Raw genomic sequence first — 22,543 nt, forward strand, 5'->3', positions numbered from 1 at the left:
GAACTGAATGTGGGAGCAAGCTTGCTCCCACATTTGTTCTGCGGTGTGAGTCAGACGGTTTGCAACGGCATGGTCAATTCGACCCGCAACCCGTCCGGGCGGCTGTCGAAATGCAGCGTGCAGCCGCAGCGCTGAACAATCGCCTGGACAATCGCCAGGCCCAGTCCGCAACCGGTGCTCTGGCCGTTACGCCAGAAGCGTTGCGTCAGATGTTGCAGATCGTCTTCGGCGATCCCGGGCCCATGATCTCGCACCACAAACCGCACGCGATTGCCGCTGGTTTCGACGCTCAGTTCCACGGCCTTGTCGTCGGGGGTATGGCGCAGGGCGTTGTCCAGCAAGTTGCGCAACGCGGCAATCGACAACACGGCCGGCATTTGCACCGGCGCCTCGGAGAACTTGATGGGCATCTGCAACTTGATCCGCCGCCGATCACCGCTGGCGGCGTCCTGAATCGCCAGTTTCGCCACTTGTTCGGCACTGCATTGCACGCCGTCATCAAACGACAGGCTGCCCTCGACACGCGCCAGCAACAACAATTGCTCAAGGGTGCGGTGCATGCGGTCAGCGCCCTCCTCGGCCCGGGCCAGCGACTGATCCCGCGCCGAACCTTCGGTCATGCGCGCCACTTGCAGGTGGGTTTTGATCGCGGTCAGCGGGCTGCGCAGTTCATGCGCGGCGTCACCGGTCAGCCGTCGTTCGCGCTCGATTGTCTTGCCGATGCGCTGGAACAACTGGTTCTGCGTATCCAGCAGCGGTTGCAATTCACTCGGCAGCGGCTGGATCAGCAACGGTTCGAGGGAGTCGGCGCTGCGTCGCATCAAGGCATCGCGCATGCGATTGAGCGGCGCCAGGCCCTGGCCGATGCCAAGCCACAGCAGGCACAGGCAGCCCAGCAATGCCACGCCCACCGGCACTGACGCGGCCAGCAGGATCGACATGTTCAGTGCTTCGCGTTCGATCTGCCGGTCGGCGGTGGTGATACGCAGATCGCCGCGCGCCAGGGTAAAACTGCGCCATGGCGCGCCGTCGATCATCTGATCGTGGAAGCCCATTTTTTCGGCTTCGAGTTTTTGCTCGGGGTCGCTGTGGCTGCGGGCGAGGATTTCCCCGCGCAAGGAGCTGACCTGACAGGCCATGCCACCGGGAATGTTCAGTTGTTCCGCGCTGAAATGGGTGCCCTCGCCCTTGCTTGGCAGCGCCGGCAATTGCTCGAGCAGCCCGGCGACCATGCGCGCCGATGCCACCAGCCGCTGGTCGAGGGAAAACATCATCTGATTACGCAAATCACTGAGCATCCAGGCCGCCGCCAGAGCCCAGATCAAGGCAAAAGCGGCGCCGAGCGTGAGGCTCAGGCGCAAACGCAGGCTCATCACTTCGCTTCTTCTCCGCCATCAGCCGGGCCCAGACGATAGCCCAGGCCGCGCACGGTCTCGACAATGCCGTTGCCGAGCTTGCGCCGCAGGTGATGGATGTGGACGTTGAGGGCGTTGCTTTCCAGTTCGTCGTTGAAACCGTACACGCTGTCCTTGAGCTGCTCGGTGGAGAGCACGCGGCCGCGATTATGCAGCAAGGCCTGCAACAGCGATTGCTCGCGACGCGAGAGGTCCACCGGCTGACCAGCGAGCAGGGTTTCGCGGCTGCTCGGGTCGTACGTCAGGCGGCCATGCTCAATCAGATTGACGCTGCGCCCCGCGACCCGTCGCAGCAAGGTGTGCAGACGCGCGGCCAGTTCGCGCAAATCGAACGGTTTAAGCAGGTAATCGTCGGCGCCGGCTTGCAGGCCATCGACGCGATCGGTGACCGAATCCCGCGCGGTGAGAATCAGCACCGGAATTTCCAGACCGCTGTGACGCAGCTGCTGCAGCAATTTCAAGCCATCTTCATCGGGAAGGCCGAGGTCGAGCACCATGACGTCAAATTCAGCGACCTTGAGCATCGCCCGCGCAGCCGAAGCCGTCGCCACGTGCTCGACCGTCAAGCCCTGAGCCGTGAGGCCGGCAACGATGCCGCTGGCGATCAGCTCATCGTCTTCACAAACCAGTACGTGCATGGACGCTCCCAGGAGAAAAAACGCGAGTCAAACAGCTGAGGATTAAGGCGCAATTATGGCCACTGCGTTGACTGACGAACAGCGCTGTTTTCTGTCACCTTAATCACGCCAGCAAGTAACACCAACCTGGTTTCATAGAGAAACAAACTACGCCAAAAAAACACTTATTAAAAAACAGACACCGCGATAGTCTAACTCCCGCAACAACAGACAACTCATTCACTTATTACACGAACTAAATAAATTACTCTTCGACCAACACGAAGGGTCTTCACTTCGCTAAAAGGAATTAGACCATGCCCAACTTCAACAACTTCGTCGCCACCGACTGGCGTTCCGGCAAAGACCGCATTTACTTCTTCTTCAAAGATACCAACACCTATTCTCGATTTGATCTCGGCGACCATCGGGTCCCGGAGGGCTACCCTGAAGCAATCAAAGAAAGCACATGGCCCGGCTTTCACGAAAATGCCAAACACCTGCGGTTCGGCTTCACCACCACAGACGTGGGCAACAGCGACGGCTCCGACGACTTCACCTGGTTGTTTTATTACCGGGACGAAACCCCGATGGTCTGCAAATACGACCAGGATCAAGACAAGGCCGTCGCGCACTACCGTGTTGAAAATTCGATATGGGCACCCCTGCTTCCTTATTTCGACCGCATTGTAGCGGGTACATGGTGGCAACTTACGGGCAAAAAATTCCTTTTCCGATTCCTTCTTAATGACGGGCATTACCTTTCTTTTGATTTCCTGAAGAACCAACTTACCCGTGAAGAAATTACCGCCACTTCGATGCCCGGACTGGAACGATTCAAACACCGAATCATTACCGCTGCCCAAAACGATAGAACGTTTGCCGACAGTTATTACTATATTTTCCTGAACAGAGGTCAGTTCCTCATTTACAACATCCAGCAAAACCGTCTGCATTCCGGCCCGCACGCAATGAATGACGACGCCTGGCCAGGTCTGTTCCGAGACTGAGCCTGCGTGAAGACGCGGTTAATCATCGGTTAATCGCGGCCTCCCATTGTGCACCTCACTTGCACAGGGATAAGGCTCACCCATGCGTCGTCTGTTTTTATTTTTTGTCCTGTTGATCTCGGGCGTAGCCCAGGCCGGGACCAATCCGTTCGAGACCAAACCTGAGTTTCTGCCGGTGGAAAAGGCGTTCGTCTTCACCTCCGAACGCCTTGAGTCCGGTGAAACCCAGTTGTATTGGCAGATCACCGACGGCTATTACCTTTATCAGAAACGCCTGAAATTCGATGGTTTGCCCGCAGAGCAGCAACCCGTATTGCCTGAGGGCGAAGCGCACAGTGACGAGTTCTTCGGCGAACAGCAGGTTTACCGGCAGGGTCTGGAGATAAAGATTCCGGCGGGCGCCACCGGCCAGATCAAGGTTGGCTTCCAAGGCTGCGCCGATGCCGGTTTGTGTTATCCGCCGCAAACCCAGGTCGTGGAGCTGGGCGGCAACTCGGCGTCGGCTACAGTCAACGAAGCACCGGATCAAGCACTGGCAAGCGGCCTGCAACAACGGGCGCTGGGCTGGAGTTTGCTGGTGTTCTTCGGCTTGGGTCTGCTGTTGGCTTTCACCCCTTGCACCTTGCCGATGTTGCCGATTCTGGCCGGATTGATTGTCGGCAGTGGCGCCTCGCCAAGACGCGGTTTTGCCTTGGCGGGCAGCTACGTGGTGTGCATGGCGCTGGTCTACGCGGCGATGGGCGTATTGGCCGCAATGCTCGGCGCCAACCTGCAGGCCCTGCTGCAAAATCCCTGGCTGCTGGGCAGTTTCGCCGCGGTATTTGTCCTGCTGGCGCTGCCGATGTTCGGTTTCTTCGAGCTGCAATTACCGGTGGCCGTGCGTGACCGGCTGGAAAACGTTTCGCGCAATCAACGCGGCGGCAGCCTGATCGGTGCCGGTGTGCTGGGCGCGGTCTCCGGATTACTGGTCGGGCCGTGCATGACCGCACCGCTGGCCGGCGCCCTGCTGTACATCGCGCAAAGCGGCAACGCACTGCACGGCGGGTTGATTCTGTTCGCGATGGGTATCGGCATCGGTGTGCCGCTGCTGTTACTGGTGACCGTCGGCAATCGCTTCCTGCCCAAACCCGGCGCGTGGATGAACCTGCTCAAAGGCGTGTTCGGCTTTCTATTCCTCGCAACCGCGTTGTTGATGTTGCGTCCGGTACTGGATGAATCGCTGTGGGTCGGGTTGTGCGGTGCGCTGCTGGTGATCGCCGCCTACAGCGCCTGGAAGCAAGCGCAAGGATTCGGCCGCGTGGCCCATCTGTTCGGCGCCAGTTCGCTGTTGCTCGGAATATGGGGCAGCCTGCTGCTGATCGGCGCCGCCGGTGGCAGTGACGACCTGATGAAACCGTTGCAGGTCTACAGTGCGTCCACTTCAGGCAACGCTGGCCGCCCGACGGCCCACGAGGCGTTCACCACCGTCAATAGCCCGCAGGCACTGCAACGGGAACTGGACGCCGCCCAAGCCCAAGGCCAATGGGTGCTGCTGGACTACTACGCCGACTGGTGCACGTCGTGCAAAGTCATGGAGAAAAAGGTCTTCGGCCAGGCCCGGGTGCTCGACGCCTTGAGCGACGTGCGCTTGCTACGGCTGGACGTCACCGCCGACAATGCCGCCAGCCGCGAATTGCTCGGCCGTTACAAAGTGCCGGGGCCACCGAGTTTTCTGTGGATCGGTGCCGACGGTGAAGAACGTCGCAGTCAGCGCATCACTGGCGAGGTCGATGCCGACACCTTCCTGCAACGCTGGAACACAACCCGAGACGCCCGTTAATGCTGACTTTTACCCTCGGCACCTTTGCCATCGCGCTTAACCATCTGCTGCTGATCAGTGCTTTGGCGCTGGCGACGTTGGTCGGTTGGCGTGCGGCCAAACGCGGTGGCGAGAACCCGGAATCGGTGCTGTTCAGCCTGTTTCTGTTGGGCATGCTGGCGGCGCGGGTCAGTTTTGTCGTGGCTTACTGGGCGCAGTACCGCAACGATCCGTGGCAGATCATCGACCTGCGCGACGGTGGTTTTCTCGCCTGGCCAGGGGTGATCGTGCTGTTGCTGGCCGCGCTGTATCGCGGCTGGCGTCGGCCGGGTCTACGCCGCCCGCTGGGTTTGGGCGTGGGTGCCGGCCTCGCATTCTGGCTGCTGGCGACGTTCTCCTTGAGCATCTACGAACAAGGCACGCGCCTGCCGGACATCGCCCTGCGCAACGCCGCCGGCGAAACCGTGCAACTTGCCGACTACAAGGGCGCACCGCTGGTCATCAACCTGTGGGCCACCTGGTGTCCGCCGTGCCGTCGGGAAATGCCGGTGCTGGAAAACGCCCAGCAGCAGCGCCCGGACCTGACCTTCCTGTTCGTCAACCAGGCCGAAAGCATGCAAAGCGTCGCCACCTTCCTCGAAACCCAAGGCCTGAGCCTGACCAACGTGCTGTTCGATGGCGGCGGTCGACTGGGTCAGGCCGTGGGTTCCATGGCGTTGCCGACTACGCTGTTCTATAGCCCTGACGGTCGTTTGCTGGGCAGCCATTTGGGTGAACTGTCGGACGCCAGCCTGACCCGCGCCCTGGAAAACTTCGACACCCCCTCTTCTGTCACCTCTTCAAGGAAACTGCCATGCCCCGCCTCCGCCACCTGCTGACGCTGACCCTGGGGGCCGCGCTGCTGCACTTGCCCGTTGTGCAGGCCGCCGAAGAATTGCCCGAAGCGATCAAGAAAATCGAAGCCAAGGGCGCCAAAATCGTCGGCCAGTTCGACGCGCCCGACGGTTTGCGCGGTTACGCGGCGCAATACCAGAACCGTGGCATGGCGCTTTACCTGACTCCGGATGGCAAGCACGTACTGCTCGGCAACCTGTACGACGCCGAGGGCAATGACCTGAGCAGCGCGCCCTTGCAGAAACTGGTGTACGCGCCGATGTCCAAGGAAGTCTGGGGCAAGATGGAAGCGAGCAACTGGATCGGCGACGGCAACAAGGATGCACCGCGCGTCGTCTACCTGTTCAGCGACCCGAACTGCCCGTACTGCAACATGTTCTGGGAACAGGCGCGGCCATGGGTGAATGCCGGCAAAGTGCAGTTGCGGCACATCATGGTCGGGATCATTCGTGAAGACAGCCCGGGCAAATCCGCGGCATTGCTCGCGGCCAAAGACCCGAGCAAAGCGCTGGAAGATCATGAGAAGTCTGGCAAGGCCAGTTCGCTCAAGGCCTTGAAAGACGTGCCACCGGCGATTCAGGCAAAACTGGCGGCGAACATGCAATTGATGGAAGACCTGGAACTGCAAGCCACCCCGGCGATTTTCTACATGGACGACAAAGGTGAGTTGCAACAGCAGCAAGGCGCGCCTTCACCGGACAAGTTGGTGAAGATTCTCGGGCCGAAGTAGGTTGTGCAGTTGATGCAGTGGTGAACTCACCGACACCCGGAGCAACCCCGCCGCTCCCACACTGGTCCTGGCAATCGGGACCAGATGTGGGAGCGCGCTTGCTCGCGAAGGGCGCATCACAGGCGCCGCAGAACTACAGCCCCTCCAGCTCCGCCATCAGGTCATTCAGGCGATCGACCTTCTCCTCGGTGATATCACTCGCCGCCAGCCCCTCGATGTAATCGGCCAGTTCCGCCACCGTGCTGCACTCGAACATCGCCCGCAGCGGCACATCGCGTTGCAGCGCTTTCTGCACCCGCGACGCAATCTGTGTCGCCAGCAGCGAATGCCCGCCCAACTCGAAGAAGTTGTCGCGCACACCGACCTTCTCGACCTTCAACACCTCGGCCCAGATATCCGCCAGCGTCTGCTCCAGCGCATTGCCCGGCGCCTGGTAATCCTGGCTCTGCAACTGGCCGATCTCCACTGCCGGCAGCGCTTTGCGATCCAGCTTGCCGTTGGCGTTCAGCGGCATCCGCTCCAGCCACAACCAGTGCAACGGCACCATGTATTCCGGCAGTTCGGCACGCAGACGTTGCTTGATGCGTTCCAGGCGTTCGCTCGGATTCAGTGGCGAATCCGCCGCCACCAAATAGCCAACCAAATGCTTGCCGTTCACGCCTTCCTGCACGCCGACCGCCGCATCGCGAACCTCCGGTTGCTCGTGCAGACGCGCTTCGATTTCCCCCAGTTCGATGCGGTAGCCGCGAATCTTCACTTGATGGTCGATGCGCCCGACGTATTCGAGCACGCCATCGCTGCGCCGACGGGCCAGGTCGCCAGTGCGATACAAACGGTCGCCCGGTGCGCCAAACGGGTTCGGCACAAACACCTGCGCCGTGCGCAATGGATCGCTGACGTAACCACGCCCCACCCCCGTGCCGGCCACACACAACTCGCCGACCGCGCCCAACGGCACCAACTCCAGCGCGCCATCGAGCAGGTACAAACGGTTGTTGTCGGTCGGCGTGCCAATCGGCAAATAGCTGCCGCGCGTCGACGCCCGATCAACGCGAAAGAACGCCACGTCGTCCGAGCACTCCGCCGGACCATAGGCGTTGACCAAGCCGATCTCCGGGTAACGCAGCAGCCATTGGTGCGCCAACTCCGGCGGCATCGCTTCACCGGTCGGCAGCATCCAGCGCAGACCGTCGAGGCTCATGCGTTCCTGGGCAAGCATGCCCTGAATCAGCGACGGCACACTTTCCAGCACGCTGATGCCTTGCGCCGAGACATGCGCCAGCAAGCCTTGCGGATCATGGGCGATGGTGTTCGGCACGATGTCGACTCGCGCGCCGAACAGCGGTGCGGCGAGGAACTGCCACACCGAGATATCGAAGCTTTGCGAAGCGGTTTGCGCGATCACATCGCTAGCACTCAGGTTCAGGTACGGCACCTTGCTCAACTGGTTATTGAGCATGCCGCGTTGTTCGACCATCACGCCTTTGGGCAAACCGGTGGAGCCGGAGGTGTAGATCACGTACGCGAGGTTGTCCGCTGCACTGTAGACGCCCGGGTTTTGCACCGAGGCATCGCTCGCCTGCACCTCTTCCCAGACCAGCAGCGTCGGTCGATTGGCACCGCCGAAGGCTTCCAGCAACGCGACGGCCTGCTCGCGGCACGCTTGCGTGCAGACCAGCAACGGCGTGCGGCTCAGGTCGATGATCCGGCTCAGACGCTGGCTCGGCAGCGCCGGGTCCAGCGGCAAGTAACCGGCGCCGGCCTTGAAGCTGCCGATGATCATGCCGAGCAGATCGAGGTTGCGCTCGGCCAGCAACGCCACCGGCTGATCCAGGCCGACACCGGCCGCGATCAACGCATGGCCGAGGCGGTTACTGCGCTGGTTCAGCTCGACATAACTGTGCAACCGGTCGAGGCAACTGGCGGCAATCCGCTGCGGATGCAACGCGACTTGCGCTTCGAACAACTCGACGTAGCTTTTTTCCAGCGGGTATGGGTGCTCACTCTGGTTGCAGCCGTGGATCAGGAAGTCCTGCTCCTCGGCCCCCAGCAGCGGCAAATCGGCCATGTCGCCATGGAAGCCATCGACCAGCGCCAGCAGCAGGCGCTTGAACTCACCGAGCATGCGCTCGACCGTCGACTCGTCGAAATAACGCTGGTCGTACGAAAGGTGCAAGCCCAGGTCATCGCCCGGATAGCACACCGCCGTCAGCGGGAAGTTGGTGTGGGTGCGGCCCGAATCCGAGGTCGCATTAAGGCTTTGCGCACGGTCCAGCACCGAGACCTCCACCGGCGCGTTTTCGAACACGAACAGGCTGTCGAACAGCGGCTGGCCTTTGGGCAATTCGCTGTTTTCCTGAATGCTCACCAGCGGCAAATATTCGTACTCGCGCAGTTGCATGTTGCTGTCGAGCAAGCCACTGAGCCACTGGCGAACGCTGCAACGTTCGTCGTCCTGGGGCATTTTCACCCGCAGCGCGATGCTGTTGATAAACAGGCCGACGGTGCGTTGCATCTCCGGCATTTCCACCGGACGCCCGGCCACCGTGACGCCGAACAACACGTCGCGATCGCCGCTCAAACGGCGCAGCACCAAGGCCCAGGCCGCTTGGGCGAAGGTGTTGATGGTCAACTGATGCGCCTGCGCCAGTTCGCGCAATTGCGCACCGTCGCGGGCATCGAGGCGGGTGTAGCGGTCGCCAACGATCATGCCGCCGCTGTCGCCGGCATGTTCACGCAGGAACGGGCGGTCGCTCGGGATCGGCGTGGTCCGCTCGAAGCCTTGCAGGTTGGTTTTCCACCACTGCCGCGCCTCGCTCAGGCTCTGGCGTTGCAGCCAGCCAATGTAGTCGCGATAACGTGGCGCCACGGCCAGTTGCGCGTCGCGACCTTCGCCGAGGGCGGTGTAGATGTCGAAGAAATCGTTCATCAACAGCGAACGGCACCAGGCATCGATCAGGATGTGGTGGTTGCTCATCATGAACCAGTAACGCGCCGCGCCGACCTTGATCAAGCGCAGGTGGAACGGCGCCTGATTGAGCAGATCGAACCCGGCTTCGCGCTCGTTTTTCAGCAGCGTTTGCAGCTTCGGCTCTTGCTCGGCATCGGCGATGGCGGTCCAGTCGAGGTACTCGATGGGTGTGCTGCCCGGTTTGTGGATCACTTGCAGCATGTCTTCGCCGACGTTCCAGCAGAACGAGGCGCGCAGGGCTTCATGACGGGCGATCACCGCTTGCCAGGCCTCGGCGAAACGTTGCGGGTCGAGCTCGCTGTTGATGCGGTAGCGATCCTGCATGTAATAAAGGCCGGTGCCCGGTTCCAGCAAGGTGTGCAGCAGCATGCCTTCCTGCATCGGAGTCAGCGGGTAGACGTCTTCGATGGCGGCGGCTGGAATGGGCAGCGCATCCAGTTGCGTCTGCGTCAGCCTGGCCAGCGGGAAGTCCGATGGCGTCAGGCCGCCGGCGTCGGCCTGCAAGCAATGTTCGATCAGGCTTTGCAGTTCGCCGACGTAGGCGTTCGCCAGGTCGCTGATGGTTTGCGCGTCATGGCGTTCGGCGCTGAACGTCCAGCGCAGCACCAGTTCACCGCCGTAGACCTGACTGTCGATGCTCAGCTCGTTGGGCAGCGGCGCGTGCGGATCGTGGGCCGCGCCCACCGCTTCATCGAGGGGGCGGAACAACGCGTCAACACCAAAACTCTGGTCGAACTGGCCAAGGTAATTAAAGGTGATCGGCGCCACGGGCAACGCGGCCATGGTCTGCCGGCTGATGCCGTCGGCCAGGTAACGCAGCACCCCGTAACCCAGGCCTTTGTGGGGCACCGAGCGCAGTTGCTCCTTGATCGACTTGATCGAGTCGCCCTGCCCGTTCGCCGGCGTCAGGCGTAATGGATAGGCGCTGGTGAACCAACCTACGGTGCGCGTCAGATCGATGTCGTCGAACAGGGTTTCGCGGCCGTGGCCTTCGAGCTGAATCAGCGTTGACTCGTGGCCGCTCCAGCGGCACACCACGCGGGCCAATGCGGTCAGCAGCAGGTCATTGACCTGCGTGCGGTAGGCGCTCGGCGCCTGTTGCAGCAATTGCCGGGTTCGCTCGGGATCGAGACGCACGCTGACGGTTTGCGCGTGACGATTCTGCCGGCCGCCCTGTGGACGCTCGCACGGCAATTCAGCCGCCGGCCCGGCCAGTTGCGCCTGCCACCCGCTCAGTTCTTCGCGCAAGGATTCGCTGCCGGCGTAAGCCTGCAAACGCGCCGCCCAGTCCCTGAACGCGCTGGTTTTCGCCGGCAACCTGACCGCCTGTTGCGCGTCGAGCTGACGGTAAACCGTTTGCAGATCGTCCAGCAGCACCCGCCACGAAACGCCGTCCACCACCAAATGGTGAATGGCGATGAACAACCGTTGTTGCCCCTCCGGGCCATCGACCAACAACACCCGCAGCAACGGCCCGTGCTCAAGGTCGAGGCTGCGTTGCGCATCGGCAAACAACGCGGTGCATTTGTCCATCGACGACACACGCACTTGCCACAGCACCGGTGCATCGGACACCGCCTGGTGCTCGGCTTGCCAACGCCCCGCCGTCTCGCTGAAGCGCAGGCGCAAGGCGTCATGTTGCGCGATCACCGCCAGCAACGCGTGCTCCAGCCGATGCGGTTGTAGCGCCTCGGTCGGTTCCAGCAGCAACGACTGGTTCCAGTGCTGACGCTCGGGAATGTCGGTGTCGAAGAACCAGTGCTGAATCGGCGTCAGACGCGATTCGCCAGCGAGCAAACCTTGCTCGGCGGTGATCTGCTCGGTGCGCGTCGCCACAGCCGCCAAGGTCTGCACGGTCTGGTGCTGGAACAGATCACGCGGGCTGAAATGAATACCCTGCTGCCGTGCGCGGCTGACCACTTGAATCGACAGGATCGAATCGCCACCCAGTTCAAAGAAGTTATCGTTGAGGCCGACTTGCGCCACGTTCAGCACTTCGCACCAGATCCCGGCCAACGTCAGCTCAAGCTCGTTGCTCGGCGCCACGTACTGCTGACGGTTCAACTCCGAGTCTGGCGCCGGCAATGCGCGGCGATCCAGTTTGCCGTTGGTGGTCAGTGGCATGCTCGCCAGCAGGATCAGCTGCGTGGGCACCATGTAGTCCGGCAGCTGCGATTTCAGATGCGCTTTCAACGCCTCACGCAGCGCGGCCTGTTGCGCTTCGTCCTGTTCGGCGACTTCGGTGACGAGATAGCCAACCAGTTGTTTTCCGCTTGGCGCATCAAGGGCCAACACCACCGCTTCACGCACCGATGCGTGTTCCAGCAGACGGGTTTCAATCTCGCCCAGCTCGATCCGGAAACCACGGATCTTCACCTGATGGTCGATGCGCCCGAGGTATTCCACCAGACCATCGGCGCGCTGACGCACCAGATCGCCGGTGCGGTAGATGCGCCCGCCATTGCCGGCGAACGGGTCCGCCACAAAACGTTCAGCGGTCATGCCCGCACGCTGGTGATAACCCTGCGCCAGCCCGGCACCGCCGACGTACAACTCGCCGGTCGCGCCTGGCGGCACCAACGCCAGGTTGGCGTCGAGAATGTAAGCCACGCGAGCGCCGATCACGCTGCCGATCGGCACACTGCCCAGCCCTTCTTCAAGTTGCTCGGGCGCCAGACTTGCCAGCGGCATGACCACGGCTTCGGTCGGCCCGTAGGCGTTGAAAAACACGCTCGGCTTGAACGCCGCGCGAATCCGCGACAAGTGTTCGCCCGTCAGCGCTTCACCGCCGGTGATGATCATGCGCACCGGCAATGTTTCGCCCTGGGTTGCCAGCCACTGCGCCAACTGGCTGCCGTAGCTTGGGGTGAAGCCGAGGATATTGATGTGATGGCGACGGATCAGCCCGCAGATGGCCTGCGCGTCCCACTGGCCCTGGGCGCGCAACACCACGTGCGCACCGCTCAACAGCGGCACCAGCAAGCGCTCGGTGGCAGCGTCGAAGTTGATCGAATAGAAGTGCAATTCGCAGTCGTCGGGGCGCATGGCAAAACGTTCGATCACGGCTTGGCAATGCATGGCGATTTCACCGTGGCACACCACCACGCCTTTCGGTTTGCCGGTGGAGCCCGAGGTGTAAATCAGGTACGCCTGATGCTGCGCGAGGCTGATAAACGGCAGCTCCGTGGTCGGGTAATTGGCCAGTTCGGCGCTGTCATCTTCCAGGCACCAGCGATCCACGGTCGGTGGCAATTCACCGAGGGCCTTGAACATCGGCGCATCGCTGAGCAGCAAACCGATGCCGCTGTCTTCGATCATGTAATGCAGGCGATCCAGCGGGTATTCCGGGTCGAGCGGCACGTACGCGCCGCCCGCTTTCAGGATCGCCAACAAGCCGACGACCATTTCCAGCGAACGCTCCAGCGCCAGGCCGACGCGAACCTGCGGCCCGACACCGCGCTCACGGAGCATCCAGGCCAGTTGATTGGCGCGGCTGTCTAGTTCGGCGTAGCTCAGGGTCTGCCCGGCAAAGGTCAGGGCCGGTGCCTCTTGGCGCGCCAGCGCTTGCTCACTGAACAGGTGATGAATGCATTGGTCGAGGCGATGTTCGCCGGGTTCCACGCCGAGACTGTCGAACAGGTCTTGCTGTTCCGTGGCGTGCAGCAACGGCAACTCACTGAGGCGCTGTTGCGGATCGGCCAGCAGCGCTTCCAGCAGATTGCGCCAATGCCCGGCCATGCGCGCAATGCGCGGCTCGTCGAACAAATCGGTGCTGTAGGTCAGGCAGCAACCGAGGCGATGGTCGAGGTCCGTGACTTCCAGGTTGAGGTCGAACTTGGTCGCGCGCGCATCGTTGGCCAGGTATTCGACGGTCATGCCGGCGAGGGTGCGGCTTTGCTGGAACTCCCAGCGCTGCACGTTGCACATCACCTGGAACAACGGGTTGTAGGCGGCGCTGCGCGGTGGCTGCAACGCTTCGACCAAATGATCGAACGGCAAGTCCTGATGGGACTGGCCTTCGATCACCGTGTGGCGAACCTGCTCGAACAATTCGCCGACGGACATCTGCCCGTCGAGCTGGCAACGCAGCACCTGGGTATTGAGGAACGCACCGATCAGCCCTTCGCTTTCCGGGCGAATCCGGTTGGCGACCGGCGCGCCGATGCGCAAATCGGTCTGGCCGCTGTAGCGATAAAGCAGCACGGCCAGCGCGGCGGTCATGGTCATGAACAGGGTCAGGCCGTTTTGCGCATTGAACGCACGAACGCGGGCGGCGAGGTCATCGCTCAGGTCAAAACGGAACAGTTCGCCTTGATGGCTCTGCACCGGTGGACGCGGACGGTCGGCCGGCAATTCCAGCAGCGGATGTTCGCGGCCCAGTTGCGCGGTCCAGTAGTCGAGCTGACGCTGACGTTCGCCAGACTCCAGCCACTGACGCTGCCAGACGCTGTAATCCAGGTATTGCACCGGCAACGGCGGCAGCGGCGATTCGCGGTCATCGACGAACGCTTCGTACAGCGCACTCAGTTCCCGGGCGAAGATGTCCATCGCCCAGCCTTCGGTGACGATGTGGTGCAGGGTCAACACCAGATAGTGTTCGTGCTCGGCGGTCTTCACCAGACAGGCGCGCAGCAGCGGCCCGGTCTCCAGATCGAAGGGTTTGTGCGCCTCGGCGTCGGCCAGTTGCTGGACGTTCTGTTCGCGGGTGTCGGCTTCCAGCGCGGAAAAGTCCTTCCAGTCCAGGCGCATCCCGGTGTGCGCATGCACCCGCTGTTGCGCCACCCCGTCGACACTCGGGAACGTGGTGCGCAGGGTTTCGTGACGCTGGATCAGCGCTTGCAGCGCCGCCTCGAAGCGCCCGACATCCAGCGCCCCGCGCAGGCGCGCCATGCCACCGACGTTGTAGGCCGGGCTGTCCGGCTCCATCTGCCAGAGGAACCACATGCGCTGCTGGGAATAGGACAGCGGCACCGGTTGGCTGCGGTCGACTTTCTCGATTGGCGGCTGTTTGTTGGTGTCGCCACTGGCCCGGAGCCGTTGCACCTGTTCGGCGAATGCACCCAGTTCACTGTTTTCGAACAGCGCGCGCAGCGGCAATTCGACGTCGCAGGCCTGACGGGTGCGGGAGATGATTTGCGTGGCCAGCAGCGAGTGACCGCCGAGGGCGAAGAAATCGTCGCGCAGCCCGACCTGCGCCAGGCCCAGGACTTCGCGCCAGATGCCGGCGATCTGTTGCTCCAGTGCGCTGACCGGTTCGACGTGCTCGCGCACCTGCCATTGCGGCGCAGGCAAGGCGCGGCGGTCGAGTTTGCCGCTCGGGCTCAAGGGCATTTGTTCCAGACGCATCAGTTGCGCCGGGACCATGTACTCCGGCAGCTCGGCCGCCAGTGCGGTCTTCAGGCGTGCGCTTTGCAGGTCTTCGGCTTCGTCGTTTTCGGTCGCGGTGTAGTAACCGATCAACTGGCCGCCAGCGGCCGTTTCGCGCACCAGCACCACGGCTTGCGCGACACCGTCCTGCGCCAGCAACCGGGCTTCGATTTCCTCGGGTTCAACGCGAAAGCCGCGCAATTTGACTTGCTGATCGAGACGGCCGAGGTACTCGATCACGCCATCGTCGGTCCAGCGCGCGCGGTCGCCGGTGCGGTACAAGCGTGCGCCCTGCTCACCCAGCGGATCGACCACAAAACGTTCGGCGGTCAGGCCCGGACGGCCCAGATAACCCCGTGCCAGACCGATGCCGCTGATGCACAGTTCGCCCGGCACACCGGCCGGCAGCGGGTTGAGCTCGCTGTCGAGCACGCGGCAGATGACGTTGGCCAATGGCCGGCCAATCGGCGAGCGCTCGCCATCGGCCGTGGTGCAGTGCCAGTGGATGACGTTGATTGCGGTTTCGGTCGGGCCGTAACGGTTGTGCAGTTGTACGGCGGGCAGCTGTTGCAGGACGCGATTGCGCAGTTCCGCCGGCAACGCTTCACCACCGGAGAACACGCGGCGCAGGCTGGTGCAGTCGGTGCTGAGCGGTTCGTCGATGAACAGCGAAAGCAGCGGCGGCACGAAGTGCAAAGTGGTCACGCCGAATTGCCGGACCAGTTGCGCGATGCGGTGCGGATCGCGGTGTTCGCCAGGGCCGGCAAGCAGCAGGCGTGCGCCGGTGATCAGCGGCCAGAAGCACTCCCACACCGACACGTCGAAACTGATCGGTGCTTTTTGCATCAGCACGTCGCTGTCGTTCAGGCGGTAGGTGTCCTGCATCCATTGCAAACGCTCGGCGAGCGCCGCATGGGTATTGCCGACACCCTTCGGCTGGCCGGTGGAACCGGAGGTGTAAATCACATAAGCGAGGTTGTCGCCGTGCAGGTGCAAACCGGGCGCGTGGCTCGGCCAGTTTTCCAGGTGCAGCGCGTCCATGGCGATCACGCTGACGCCGTTGCTGGCCGGTAAGCGTTCAAGCAATCCGGTTTGCGTCAGGAGCAATTCGACGCCGCTGTCGCCGAGCATGTAGGCCAGGCGATCCGCCGGGTAATCCGGGTCCAGCGGCACGTAGGCGCCACCGGCCTTGATGATCGCCAACAGGCCGATCAGCAGTTGCGGCGAGCGTTCGGCGGCAATGGCCACGCAGACGTCCGGGCCGACGCCTTTGTCGCGCAGGTAATGTGCGAGGCGGTTGGCCTGACTGTGCAGTTCGGCGAAATCGAGGCTGCCGCCGTCCCACATCAGCGCGACGCTTTGCGGGGTCAGGCGCGCCTGTTCGTTGAGCAGCTCCGGCAGCCATTGACTGGCCGGTTCGCAGGGGGAGGCGCTCCACGAGGATTGCTGCTCGTGTTCATTCGGGCTCAGCAGTGGCAGGTCGCCAATGGCGGCCTCTGGTTGGTCGCAAACGGCGCGCAGCAGGTTGCCGAAATGCACGGCCAGACGCTCGATGCTGGCCGCGTCGAACCGTTCGCTGGCGTAGTCGAAGGACAGGCTCAGGCGACCGTTGCGATCTTCTTCACTGTGCAATTGCAGGTCGAACTTGGCTTCGCGGCTGTGCCACGGCAGCTCTTCGGCGAGCAAACCGGGCAGGCGCCGAAGTGCGCTCAAATCCCGTTGCTGATGGTTGAACATGACCTGGAACAGCCCTTGTTCGCGTGCCTGCGGGAACGCTTCCAGCAGTTGCTCGAACGGCAGGTCCTGATGCGCTTGCGCGCCCATCGCCGCCAGACGGGTTTGCGCCAGCAGTTCAACGAACGGCAGCCGCGAATCGACCTCGGCGCGCAAGACCTGGGTATTGATGAAGAAGCCGATCAGCCCTTGGGTTTCCAGGCGCGGACGGTTGGCGTTGGGCACCCCGACGCGAATGTCGCGCTGACCGCTGTAGCGGTGCAACAGGCTCTGGAACGCGCTGAGCAACAGCATGAACGAGGTGGCTTGATGAGCCTGGGCGGTCTGGCGAATGGCATCGCTCAAGGTCGCGTCCAGACGCACGGTGTGGCGCGCGGCCCTGTGCAGGTGTTGCGCCGAACGCGGGTGGTCAGTGGCCAGGTTCAGGGTCGGATGTTCCTCGCCCAATTGCGCTTTCCAGTACGCCAGTTGCCGCTCGCCCTCGCCTTGCGCCAGCCACTGGCGCTGCCAGCTGCCGTAGTCGGCGTAGTGCGTCGGCAACGGCGCCAATGCGGCTGTTTCGCCTTGGGACGCTGCTGCGTACAGGCGCGAGAACTCGTCGATTAGCACGTTCAATGACCAGCCGTCAGCGATGATGTGGTGCATCGTCACCAGCAGTTGATGTTCTTCGTCGCCAAGCCGAACCAGCGTTACCCACAGCAACGGGCCCTGCTCCAGATCGAATTGAGTGCAGGCCTCGTCTTCACGGATCTGCTGCGCGCGGGCTTCACGCTCGGCGGCGGGCAAGTCGCTGATGTCGATGCGTTGCAGGTTGAATTCACCCGCCGCATCGACCTGTTGCAGCGCCACGCCGTCGCGTTCGAAGAAGCGCGTGCGCAGGGATTCGTGGCGCTCGATCAGGTGCTGGAAACTGGCGCGTAACGCCTCTTCGTCGAGCTCGCCGCGCAAGCGCAAGGCGCCAGGAATGTTGTAGGCGCTGCTCTGCGGGTCGAGTTGCCAGGTGATCCACAAACGGTTTTGCGCCAGCGATTGCGGCAGCGCTTCGCTGCGTGACAGCGCAGTGATCGCGCCTTGGGCCAGACCGCCGTCGTGTTGCAGCTGCGCGACCGCAGCGGTAAATGCCCCGAGGGTTGGCGCTTCGAACAGCAGGCGCAGGTTCAATTCCAGGCCCAGTTCTTCACGCAGGCGCGCGACCACTTGAGTGGCGGCGATGGAGTTGCCGCCGAGCAGGAAAAAGTGCTCGTCAGCCTTGATTTGTTTGACCTGCAAATGCTCGCACCAGATCCGGCCGATCAGGGTTTGCAGTTCGGACGCCGATGCGCTGCCGCGTTCGTTTTCGCTCGCCTCCGACGGAAACAGGGCGTAGCTGTCGAGGCTGCCATCGGCGAGGCGATTGCGGCACGCCGAGCGTTGCAGCTTGCCGCTGGAGGTCTTCGGCAGCGCGCCCGGATTGAGCAGCACCACCACGCTTGGCGCTTGCTGATACGCCTCGGCCACCGCTTGGCGAATGGCCTTGATCAGCGCCTCGGGCGGCAGGATTTTCTGCACGCTGCGGCTGATTTCGGCGGCGATGCCGATGCCTTCCTGACCGTCGACCGTGACCGCGAACGCGGCGACGCGACCTTTGCGCACCACCTCGACTTCGCGCTCGACGGTTTGCTCGATGTCTTGCGGATAGAGGTTGTGCCCGCGAACGATCAGCAGGTCTTTCAGGCGCCCGGTGATAAACAGTTCACCGTCACGCATGAACCCCAGGTCGCCGGTACGCAGCCAGGTTTTACCGGCGTGCTGAACGAACGTCTCGGCGCTGGCTTGCGGGTTGCGCCAATAACCGTGGGCGATGCTGGGGCCGCTGGCCCAGACTTCGCCGACGGTGTTGGCGGCCAATTCGCTCAGCGACGCCGGTTCGACAATCAGCACCGCGTGGTCCGGCTGGCTGATCCCGCAACTCATGATCGCGCTGCCCTCGCCCGTCTCGGCGCGGTTCTGTGCCAATGCCTGGTCGTCCACGCGCAGGTTGCCGATGCCGTGGCCACGGCGCGTACCCGCCACGAACAGCGTGGCTTCGGCCAAGCCGTAAGACGCCATGAAACTGTCCGGGGTAAAACCGCACGCGGCGAATTTCTCGGCGAAACGTTCCAGGGTGTCGAGGCGAATCGGTTCGGAACCGGAGTACGCGACGCGCCAATGGCTGAGGTCGAGTTTTTCCAGCGCCGCTGCGCTGACCCGTTCGCTGCACAGTCGATAGGCGAAGTCCGGGCCGCCGCTGATGGTGCCGCCGTATTCGCTGATCGCCTCCAGCCAGCGCAATGGCCGGCCGAGAAAGTAGGCCGGCGACATCAACACGCAGGGGACGCCACTGAAAATCGGCTGCAACAGACCGCCGATCAGGCCCATGTCGTGGTACAGCGGCAGCCAGCTGACGATCACGTCGTCAGGGTTCAGATCAATGCCAAAACCGTGGCGAATCAACAGCTCGTTGGCGACCAGATTGCCGTGACTGACTTGCACGCCTTTTGGCAACGCGGTGGAACCGGAGGTGTATTGCAGAAAGGCGATGTCATCGTCTTCAAGCATTGGCTCGACCCAATGGTCGGCCAGCGAATGGTCGAGCGTGTCGACGCACAGCAGCGGCGGCGCGCCTTCGATGTGCTGCAACGCGGCTTGCTGGTCGGCGCTGGTCAGCAACAGGCGCGGTTCGGCATCGCCGATGATCGACAGCAGCCGTTCCTGGTGATGACGCTTGGCCGACTCCGGCGGATAGGCCGGCACCGCAATCACGCCCGCATACAGGCAACCAAAAAACGCCGCGACGTAATCCGGTCCGCTGGGAAACAACAGCACGGCGCGATCGCCGAGGTCCGTCCCGGCCTGCAACGCGCCGGCAATGGTGCGGGCGCGCTGGTCCAGTTCGCGGTAACTGAGCACCACCGACTGATCCTGGGTGTCGGCGAGAAACCGCAAGGCCACCCGATCCGGCGTCAGTGCCGCGCGGCGCTGGAGGGCTTGGACCAGGGTGCCTGGGAGTTCGAACGCGTCGGTCATGAGGTTTCCTGCCTGAATTCGGCTTGCAAATGGAATCGGTTTTCTAACGTCATGCCCTGTCGGGGGGCATGCAAGACGCGGTCTTCGCCGACCGCGCAAGGCATTGGGAATGCGGTTATGGCCGGGACGCACGCCCGGAACCATTCACCAATGAGAACGGATGACGTCTTGAAATAATTAGTCGGCAAGACGTGATCGCCAACGGGGCTGCACTGCGGCAGCGTGTCGCAGTTCTCAAATCGCACCCGAATGGCGCATTAATTCTATTTCTCAATTGACAATCATTATCATTCAACATAATTTGTCGCTCGATGTGTAGGACGCCTCCGAAACTCTTGACGTCCCGCAACCCTATTTGCAGCAAGGTGATTTCCATGACGGAACAAGTATCCACAAGCAGGTGCGATTCACCGCTACTTCAGGCTTTTGTCGATAACCGGCTGATTCTGGTCAAAATCGCAGCGCGCATTACGGGCTGCCGGTCGCGTGCCGAAGACGTGGTGCAAGATGCGTTTTTCCGCCTGCAATCAGCGCCGCAGATCACGTCCTCCATCAAGGCCCAGCTCAGTTACCTGTTCCAGATCGTGCGTAACCTGGCGATCGACCACTACCGCAAGCAGGCGCTGGAGCTGAAATATTCGGGTCCTGAAGAGGAAGGTCTGAACGTGGTGATTCAGGGTGCTTCGCCGGAAACCTCGCACATCAATTTCTCGACACTTGAACACATTGCCGATGCGCTGACGGAGCTGCCGAGCCGTACACGCTATGCCTTCGAGATGTACCGCCTGCACGGCGTGCCGCAGAAGGACATCGCCAAGGAACTGGGGGTTTCGCCGACGCTGGTGAACTTCATGATTCGCGATGCGCTGGTGCATTGCCGCAAGGTGTCGGGCAGTCGCGCAGATACCTTCGCCCGCCGTTAAGACCGGAAATTTTCCGTCGCCCCCCATCGCGAGCAAGCGCGCTCCCGCAGGGTCAACGAAAATCCTGTGGGAACGGCGACCGACGCTGGCGGGCTCAAGACCGCAATGGATCTTGAGCCCCAGGCATCACGACAACGTGCACCGATCAAAAAACCGCTCACGCCCCAACGCCATCAACGCCGCACGCTTGTGCGGGAAGTCGAATTCTTTCTCGCAATGAAACCCTTGCCCCTGCATATGCCCGATCATCTTCGCGTTGTCGGCGCGCGGCTCGGCGACCACCCGTTGAGTGCGCGGATCATCCAGAAACAGGTAATGCACCAACGCCGATAACCAACTCGCCACCTTGTGCGGGCCACGATGGTTTTCTTCGCCTACCAGCATGTGAATGCCACGGTCGTAGTTGTCGGCGTCATAGAACGGCGCAATGCGGTCTTCCTTGGCCCAGTACGCTTCGAAGTAAGCGAACGGCTGATCATCGAAACAGCCGATCAACGTCAAGGTATGTGGGTCGGCATCGAGTTTGCCGAGGTACTCGCGGTGCTGTTCGAGACTGCCTTCCTCCTGCCAGAAACTCGCCACGCGCGGGTTGTTCTGCCAGCGATTGAAGCGCTCCAGGTCCAGTTCGATGTCCACCGTGCGCAACGAAATCCACGCACCGAGGCGGGCGTCGAAACGCCGATAGACTTCACCGCGCGGCTTTACCGGTCGCAGCGGATGGCGCTTGCCGTTACTGATGAGCATCTGCTGCGGAAAACTGGCTGCCGGCGCTTGGCCCAGCCAGGGCTGAGGCAATTGCCAGAACATCGTGCGCTCGCAGCGGTATTGGCCAGCGGTGTCGGTGCCGATCAACAAACCGCTGCGCAACGCATCGACGGGCGATGTTTCAAGGTGGAATGTCAGGCGCTGGCACGCCGGGTCTCGGGCGAACAGCCAATAACAGACACACCCGATGGCCTGACTGTCAGGCGCAGCGAACCGTTCTTCGATTTGCAGGTGCATGTGCGGTTCACGAGTCAGGCGCACGGTGATCAGCGGCTGCCCGTCGAGGCTGAGGCTGAGTCGGTGTTCGGTTTCATCCGCTACAAGACGGCGCCCCGTCGGCAGGGCCAGGGCAGTCAGGTCATTCAGATTGGGCATGGGTCGGGCTCACGATAATCGTCGACAGTTCAACGAGGTGACGTGAGCCGGGCGGAAAAATTTAAGCAAAGTCACGAATGACATGACCTGCGGCACTGTTCAGGTGCGGGGCACCGGCACGATAGCGATCTTGTACGGATCGAAAATCTTCAGCATCTGGCCGTTGTCGCGCAATCCTTGCAGCAACTTGCCAAACGCTTCACCGCTGATCGGCGCCAGCGGACGCAGGATCGCGTAATGGTGATAGACCTGATCGATGCGTTGCGACACCAGCAGTTGATCGCCGACCTTTTCATTGCGCAGCAAGTAGTCGCTCAGGTAGGAACGCGTCACCAGGGCAATGTCCGCCCGCCCGCGCAGTACCATCAGCAAGTTGCTGTCATGGGAATAGGTCAACGTCGCGTTGTAGTTTTGCGCGAGGAACCTGGGGTCGGCATTGAAGTTGGCGAACTCGTAGTGGTAGCCGCTGAACAGCGCCAGGCGCTTGCCGGTCAGGTCGGCAAAATAGTCTTGCTGGCGATCCGGTGTCCGTTGCGCGACAAAGATCTCCGCGTCCTCCAGGCCCATGTCGACGCTGGTGTGCGGGATTTCTTTCCAGCCCCAGTCGGGGTTCTCGAAGATCGCCATGTCGACCCGGCCCTGCTTGAAATCACCGAAGCGCCGGGGAATGGACGTGGGCACCAGCACGAACTGGTAGTCGTGCTGCGACTGATTGAGGGCCTCGACCAATTGCGGCAGCAGGCCCGTGTCGGCACCGGACTCCGGGCGCACGGTGTAGGGCGGGAAATGTGCGGCACCGATCCGCACCAGCTGCGCCGCCTGGGAGGGCAATACACTGAACGCCGCCAGCGACGCCAGCAGAAGCCGCGAAGCCGTCCATATTGGCGAATACATCAAAA

10 protein-coding genes are annotated in these 22,543 nt (G+C 62.2%); 5 read left to right on the plus strand and 5 right to left on the minus strand.

Annotated elements, in window-relative coordinates; all coding sequences use genetic code 11:
- Nucleotides 1–50: 50 nt before the first annotated feature.
- Nucleotides 51–1,376, minus strand: coding sequence for an ATP-binding protein (locus ACQKP4_RS06655; RefSeq protein WP_427631535.1), 1,326 nt, complete (start codon nucleotides 1,374–1,376; stop codon nucleotides 51–53).
- Nucleotides 1,373–2,053 carry a response regulator gene (locus ACQKP4_RS06660; RefSeq protein WP_427631537.1) on the minus strand — a complete coding sequence of 227 codons (681 nt, stop codon included), beginning with the start codon at nucleotides 2,051–2,053 and terminating at the stop codon, nucleotides 1,373–1,375. Before ACQKP4_RS06660 ends, ACQKP4_RS06655 begins: the two co-directional genes overlap by 4 nt.
- 296 nt (nucleotides 2,054–2,349) lie before the next feature.
- On the opposite strand from ACQKP4_RS06660, the gene ACQKP4_RS06665 reads away from it, so the two are divergent.
- The 4 genes from ACQKP4_RS06665 to dsbG all read left to right on the plus strand — a co-directional run bounded on the left by ACQKP4_RS06665 (nucleotide 2,350) and on the right by dsbG (nucleotide 6,464).
- Nucleotides 2,350–3,042: a hypothetical protein gene (locus ACQKP4_RS06665; RefSeq protein ID WP_427631539.1), complete on the plus strand. Its 693-nt coding sequence runs from the start codon at nucleotides 2,350–2,352 to the stop codon at nucleotides 3,040–3,042.
- An 82-nt stretch (nucleotides 3,043–3,124) separates the two neighbouring features.
- Nucleotides 3,125–4,861: a protein-disulfide reductase DsbD gene (dsbD, locus tag ACQKP4_RS06670; RefSeq protein WP_427631541.1), complete on the plus strand. Its 1,737-nt coding sequence runs from the start codon at nucleotides 3,125–3,127 to the stop codon at nucleotides 4,859–4,861.
- Nucleotides 4,861–5,718, plus strand: coding sequence for a prolipoprotein diacylglyceryl transferase family protein (locus ACQKP4_RS06675; RefSeq protein ID WP_427631542.1), 858 nt, complete (start codon nucleotides 4,861–4,863; stop codon nucleotides 5,716–5,718). Before dsbD ends, ACQKP4_RS06675 begins: the two co-directional genes overlap by 1 nt.
- A complete protein-coding gene (gene dsbG / locus ACQKP4_RS06680; RefSeq protein ID WP_427631544.1) occupies nucleotides 5,694–6,464 on the plus strand; it encodes a thiol:disulfide interchange protein DsbG in 771 nt (256 codons plus the stop codon). Before ACQKP4_RS06675 ends, dsbG begins: the two co-directional genes overlap by 25 nt.
- 133 nt (nucleotides 6,465–6,597) lie before the next feature.
- Here dsbG and ACQKP4_RS06685 read toward each other — a convergent pair whose 3' ends face one another.
- On the minus strand, nucleotides 6,598–19,581 hold the full coding sequence (locus tag ACQKP4_RS06685; RefSeq protein WP_427631546.1) for a non-ribosomal peptide synthetase: 12,984 nt from the start codon (nucleotides 19,579–19,581) through the stop codon (nucleotides 6,598–6,600).
- A gap of 374 nt (nucleotides 19,582–19,955) precedes the next feature.
- Between ACQKP4_RS06685 and ACQKP4_RS06690 the strand changes: the two genes are divergently transcribed.
- Nucleotides 19,956–20,504, plus strand: coding sequence for an RNA polymerase factor sigma-70 (locus ACQKP4_RS06690; RefSeq protein WP_149661803.1), 549 nt, complete (start codon nucleotides 19,956–19,958; stop codon nucleotides 20,502–20,504).
- 126 nt (nucleotides 20,505–20,630) lie between these two features.
- Here ACQKP4_RS06690 and ACQKP4_RS06695 read toward each other — a convergent pair whose 3' ends face one another.
- Nucleotides 20,631–21,644, minus strand: a complete 1,014-nt coding sequence (locus ACQKP4_RS06695; protein ID WP_427631549.1) for a GNAT family N-acetyltransferase — start codon at nucleotides 21,642–21,644, stop codon at nucleotides 20,631–20,633.
- 99 nt (nucleotides 21,645–21,743) lie between these two features.
- Nucleotides 21,744–22,538, minus strand: coding sequence for a substrate-binding periplasmic protein (locus ACQKP4_RS06700; RefSeq protein WP_427631551.1), 795 nt, complete (start codon nucleotides 22,536–22,538; stop codon nucleotides 21,744–21,746).
- Nucleotides 22,539–22,543 lie beyond the last annotated feature (5 nt).

This window comes from Pseudomonas sp. NPDC086278 (assembly GCF_050280905.1).
In the GTDB taxonomy this organism is placed as follows: Bacteria; Pseudomonadota; Gammaproteobacteria; order Pseudomonadales; family Pseudomonadaceae; genus Aquipseudomonas.